The following is a 4,978-nucleotide window of genomic DNA, read 5'->3' as shown; positions in this document are numbered from 1 at the left end:
GCTGCCCTCCACTGCGGCGTGGGCTGGGTGGCGATGTCGACGACGTTCTCGACGACGGCCGCAGCTCCCACCGGAGCTGCCCTTCATTGAGGCAGAAGTCGATGATCTTCGCGCTGCGGTCGGTGCAACGGCCGCAGCTCCCACCGGAGCTGCCCTTCATTGAGGCGCGGCCGCCGCCGACCAGGCCGAGAGGTTCGCACGCAGCCGCAGCTCCCACCGGAGCTGCCCTTCATTGAGGCCCGCTGGACCTGCTACGCGGCACGGCACCCGCCGTGGTCGCCGCAGCTCCCACCGGAGCTGCCCTTCATTGAGGCGGCGTGCCCAACTCGGCCGCCGACGCCGCCAGGCCGCAGCTCCCACCGGAGCTGCCCTTCATTGAGGCCAGCGGCGGTGCCACATGTCCTCACGGTCGACCTGCGCCGCAGCTCCCACCGGAGCTGCCCTTCATTGAGCCCTTTTCATCGTGATCGTGCTGGTCACGGCGGGTGTAGGTAACCCGGAGATCGATGAGGGCGAGGCTCCAGGTAAGACAGCAGTCGACCAAGATCCGATGCCCCGACCGGGAGCCTCGCCGTGCTGTCTTACCCCGCCACGATTCCGCTGTCCAGTCGAACCCTGAGCCACCTCGCCGAGTGCATCCGCGGCCACCGTCGGCAGCGTCGATCCCGGTGGCGGCGTCTGGACCCCGGTCGGCAAGCCCTGCTCACCCTCGCCCACCTGCGCAACGGCGACACCTACACGCGCCTCGCAGCCGGGTTCGGCATTGGCGTCACCACCGCCTGGCGCTACGTCCGCGAAGCTGTCGACCTGCTCGCCGCAGCGGCCGACGATCTCGCTACCGCGATGGACCGCATCCGCAAGCTGGCATACGCGATCCTCGACGGCACGCTGATCCCGATCGACCGGGTCGCCGACCAGAGGTCCTACTACTCGGGAAAGCACAAGCGGCACGGCGTGAACGTGCAGGTCATCGCGGACGCTGCGGGTCGCCTGGTCTGGGCATCGGCTGCGCTGCCCGGTGCCATTCATGACCTGAGCGCCGCCCGCGTACACGGCATCATCGACGCGCTGAGCAGCGCCGACGTGATGACGTCCGCGGACAAGGGCTACCAAGGAGCCGGCGGGAGTGTGCGCACGCCGTTTAAGCGCCACCGCTACCGGCCGAAGCTGTCCCGCCGGCAGAAGGCCGTCAACCGCACACATGCCCGTGTCCGCGCCCGCGGCGAGCGCGCCATCGCCACGCTCAAGACCTGGAAACTCCTGACCAAGCTGCGATGCTGTCCCCGCCGCGCGACCGCGATCGTGCAGGCCATCCTCGTCCTGCACCGCGTCGAGACCAGCCGCTACTCAGGATGAAAGGGCTCAGTCCCTCGCCGACACCGCCCGGCCGCGATCCTGCAGGCGATCCTGTTCTGCACCACATCGAGAACCGGCCTACGCAGGATAAATGGGATCGTTGTTACAGGGACGGGTCCCAGGCGATGAGCTGATCGAAGATGCGACGGTCGCCTTCGAGCTTCAGGGAATCCAGCGGTATGCGGCCGTAGAACATCAGGACGAGGTCACTGGCCGTGCCCTGGGCGGAGGCGTCGGCCGTGTCCGGGGCCTCGCCGGCAGCGGGCTCGCCGAGGCGGGTGACCCGTGCCCCGTCGTCCGACAGCCGGAGGCGCCAGGAGCGGCCCTCGGTGGCGTGGTAATCGACGACGGCGGGCTGGTGTGGCCAGGCGACCGTCGTTGCGCAGAGGGTGAACTGGCAGTCGTCGAAACCGTCGAGGGCGACCTCGTCTGGTAGCGGCTGCGGGGCACCCACGGTGAGCTGGGCGTCGTACGTGTACACCGCGATCTCGGGGACCTGGCGTCGCGCCCATGCGCCGGAGGTTTGTGGTGACGGCGAGTCGTCCCACCACGTCCAACAACCGCGGTCCGGGCCGGCCTCGCGCAGCGTGCTCGTCAGTTGCTCGATGGACTCGGTCCACCAGGCCAGCAGTGCCTCGCGTTCCCGAGGCGCACCCATGCCGTCGTCCCAAGCCGACTTTTCTGGGGGCGCGTCTGCAGGCCCTGCGGCGACGACGGCGGCTGATTTGCGGCGGGCCATGCCCACGTGTTGCACGAGCTCGAACAGCGTCCGCCCGGGAGAGGCATGCGGATCGCTGGTCAGAACCGGCACGTCAAGGCTGGGCGCTGCGGCGACCGCAGCGCGGAAGGCGGTCGACCGTTCGTCAATGAGCCGCAGATGATCAGAGAACGTCAAAATCCTTTGCACTCCGGCTTTCTACCAGTGTGCTCCGACAACCGAACAGCGATTTTCGCAGCCGACACGGCGGGCGCCGTGGCACTGGCGCGCCAGGGTTCCACCTGCCGTGACCTGCACCGTCACGATGAAAAAGGCTCACCCTCTCAGACGTTACTTCTCAGTCGTCGTATTCGGGTTCGCAGGAAGCTGTCGCCGGTGCGCATATCGCAAGATAGCTGGGGATAAAGGCCCGCTTCGTTTCCCCCTCGTATTCATAGATTAGCTCCACGCCGCGCCGCGCCGACCTGCCCTCAGCGATCACCTCGTAGCCGATTTGTATCTCGATCCAGCGGTCCTCCCCGGTCGCTGGTGGCCTCACGACGAGGCTTTTGACGTCAACTCCGCCGGCATCATCGTGCCTTGAAGGCGGGAACCCAGGCGAGTCTTGGAACCAACCCGTCGTGTGTCCGGGGGGCAGCATGTCTGGATTGACCCGTGCCAAGACACCCAGAACTCGCAGGGTACCGCCGCCGTCCATTAGCGGTTTCGCTGAGACAAGTCGAAGCGCACCCCTCGCCCCATCGCTTACTGTGACCAGGTTGAGGCCGTCAGTGAAGACGGTTCCGACATCCTTCGCTGCATGCCAGCCATAGGGTTCGGCCTCTGCGAGTTCGTTGCCGGCAGGCTTCGGCATCCTGCTGTGAAGGACTACCAACGTAGCGGCGGCGGCGAGCACGGCTACGGCCGCGACTGCCGCAGCAACCCTCCAACGTGCATACCACTTCCGGGGGGTTTGGTGCCCATCTCCTGCCACTGCCTTCACATCGGTCATTCTTTACCTTCCATCACAACGGATTGACATCCTACCGGCCGGCGGCAGGGTCAAGTGACCCCTGCCGCCGGCCGAGTTCAGCCCCTCGGCTCCACTAATTGACCTCGCTCACCTTTTCGGTCTGCGTGGGGTTCGCGTTTTGTCCACACACATATGCCGACTGCTTCTTCGGAACGTAGCTCTTCTTGTGTCCAGTTGTGTTGGTTTGCTTCGCGTTCACTCCAATTCCGTTAAGGCTAACGCCGCCGGAAAAGGTGGTCGTGTTGGATCGCGACACCCAGAGCGTATTGCTCAGAAGTCCCCGATAGCTTGAGTCCGGGCAGGTGTAATAGCTGCGGTACGTGCTTACCCGATTGAATCCCTTGAACTGATAGGGGCGGTATTCGAGCACGCCGGTGCCGCGCGTCTTCGTTGCATCACCCGACATTGAACAGTGAAGCTGATACGCGTAGAAATCGTACTCAACTTCGAGGTCGCGAACGATGCTGTGCCCGACACTGAAGTTGACGCCGGAGCTGCTGACGACAGACTTCGAGTATCCTCCCGTTACTTTCGCAGACTTGTATGTGTAGTCGATAGACGTCTGGACGTAGGTCTCCTTCGTGTTAGACCACTCGTACGTCATGTGGGTCTTGTTTCCGGTCTGGGCGCGCTGGACAGGGACCCACTTCCGAATTGCGCTACCCTGCCGCTTCCACTGATAATTGCCCCAAGGAGTGCTGCCCCACACTCGTCGGCATTCAGCTCCGTAGTCCACAGCTGCAGCACTTATGCCATCAGCGGCGCCGGACACGGCCAAGGTCATACCAGTCAGTTCACCGCTTAGATCAGCGGAGACAACTTCGTCCTCCGGCAGGGATTCCTCGTCGTCCTGCAGTGAGCGTGCGCGCTGGCCGGCCGCCTCTGGAAGGCGGACATATTGCCGATACAAGAGGTCGCGGCCGTCCTCTGCGCTCATGAAGAGTAACGTGGCGAGGCCTTCCTCGTCTACGTACTGGTCGATGTCCTTCATGGCGGGTACTGGCAGGCTGAATTCGCCTTCAGAGTTGGTCGTTGTGCCACTGAGTAGCAGACCCTCGGCGCCCTCATCATCGTCCTCAGCCGCAAGTAACATAGCCGGACCCGGGTCCAGGCTAACCGAAAGAGTCTGGTTTGCCACCGGTGACCCGTCATCCTCGACCAACGTACCGGTGATGACGAATGAGCTGCTCTGGCGGTCTTCGTCTGCGTCGTCGGTGAAACGTGGATCCGTCGTGGCGTCGCCTACGTATGACAGAGCTGGGTCAGTGGTCAGGTCCGGACGATCCGACGCGGTTGCGTGAGCTGGCGATGCCGCTGACAACCCCCCCGCCAATGTCAAAACCGCGGCCAGGAACCAGACCGTCACTGTGCGCCTTCCCCGCATCTCTCCCCACAAACGATCCAGATCTTGAAGCATGACTCGACATTTCGCCTTCACTAGCACTCCTAACACATTGAGGGGTCTTAGCACCCGACCAAGGTGAGGAACCAGTTTCCCGACAGCATCATCTACTGTCAACCTTCCAAACTGAGGGCGTTTTTATGCTTTTCTGAAGATTGCGGTATTCGCCGGGCCATCCACCCAACCGCGGTGGGCTCGAATGGCTCTATGAGGAAGCGGTTCACCCGATTAATGCCGATGCGATACGCCACAACGAGTGCGCCAGATGTCGGCATCCCGATAGTGGATGTCCGGCATTGCGCCTTCAATCCCTGTTCAATTTCCGTCGAACCAGCCAATTTGAATGAAGGTGCCGCCGCCGGGCCGCCTACGGTGCGTAATGGGGCTCTCACTGAGCGTTTTGATCTTGTCTGCATGGGATTGGCGGCATTCGGCCCGCCGTCTGCCAGGCCAGCAGAGCCGACGACTCGTGGCTATCGGCACTATTTGC

5 protein-coding genes and 1 CRISPR repeat array are annotated in these 4,978 nt (G+C 63.6%); of the genes, 2 read left to right on the top strand and 3 right to left on the bottom strand.

The features are described 5' to 3' along the window. Positions 1–57 precede the first annotated feature (57 nt). Positions 58–454: direct repeats of the CRISPR family, unit length 36 nt; unit sequence GCCGCAGCTCCCACCGGAGCTGCCCTTCATTGAGGC. 119 nt (positions 455–573) lie between these two features. Continuing rightward, positions 574–1,356, top strand: a complete 783-nt coding sequence (locus tag AB0M52_RS30480) for a transposase family protein (RefSeq protein ID WP_363960877.1) — start codon at positions 574–576, stop codon at positions 1,354–1,356. A gap of 103 nt (positions 1,357–1,459) precedes the next feature. Here AB0M52_RS30480 and AB0M52_RS30475 read toward each other — a convergent pair whose 3' ends face one another. From AB0M52_RS30475 to AB0M52_RS30465, 3 genes are all read right to left on the bottom strand, one after another. Continuing rightward, complete coding sequence (locus AB0M52_RS30475) at positions 1,460–2,263, bottom strand: maleylpyruvate isomerase N-terminal domain-containing protein (protein ID WP_363960875.1); 804 nt, start codon at positions 2,261–2,263, stop codon at positions 1,460–1,462. 148 nt (positions 2,264–2,411) lie between these two features. Next, the gene (locus AB0M52_RS30470; protein ID WP_363960873.1) at positions 2,412–3,065 is read right to left on the bottom strand and encodes a hypothetical protein; all 654 of its coding nucleotides are present in this window, start codon (positions 3,063–3,065) and stop codon (positions 2,412–2,414) included. Positions 3,066–3,159: 94 nt separating this feature from the next. Continuing rightward, positions 3,160–4,452: a hypothetical protein gene (locus tag AB0M52_RS30465; RefSeq protein WP_363960871.1), complete on the bottom strand. Its 1,293-nt coding sequence runs from the start codon at positions 4,450–4,452 to the stop codon at positions 3,160–3,162. A 114-nt stretch (positions 4,453–4,566) separates the two neighbouring features. On the opposite strand from AB0M52_RS30465, the gene AB0M52_RS30460 reads away from it, so the two are divergent. After that, on the top strand, positions 4,567–4,978 hold a 412-nt coding region (locus AB0M52_RS30460), incomplete at its 3' end, for a hypothetical protein (protein WP_363960869.1).

The sequence above is a fragment of the Micromonospora sp. NPDC051296 genome (genome assembly GCF_040682255.1).
Taxonomy (GTDB): domain Bacteria; phylum Actinomycetota; class Actinomycetes; order Mycobacteriales; family Micromonosporaceae; genus Micromonospora; species Micromonospora craterilacus.
This window is presented reverse-complemented; position numbering and strand designations above follow the sequence as displayed.

Excerpts from the sequence above, each read along its gene's own strand:
- AB0M52_RS30470 (WP_363960873.1), bottom strand. The coding sequence starts at position 3,065 with ATGACCGATGTGAAGGCAGTGGCAGGAGATGGGCACCAAACCCCCCGG.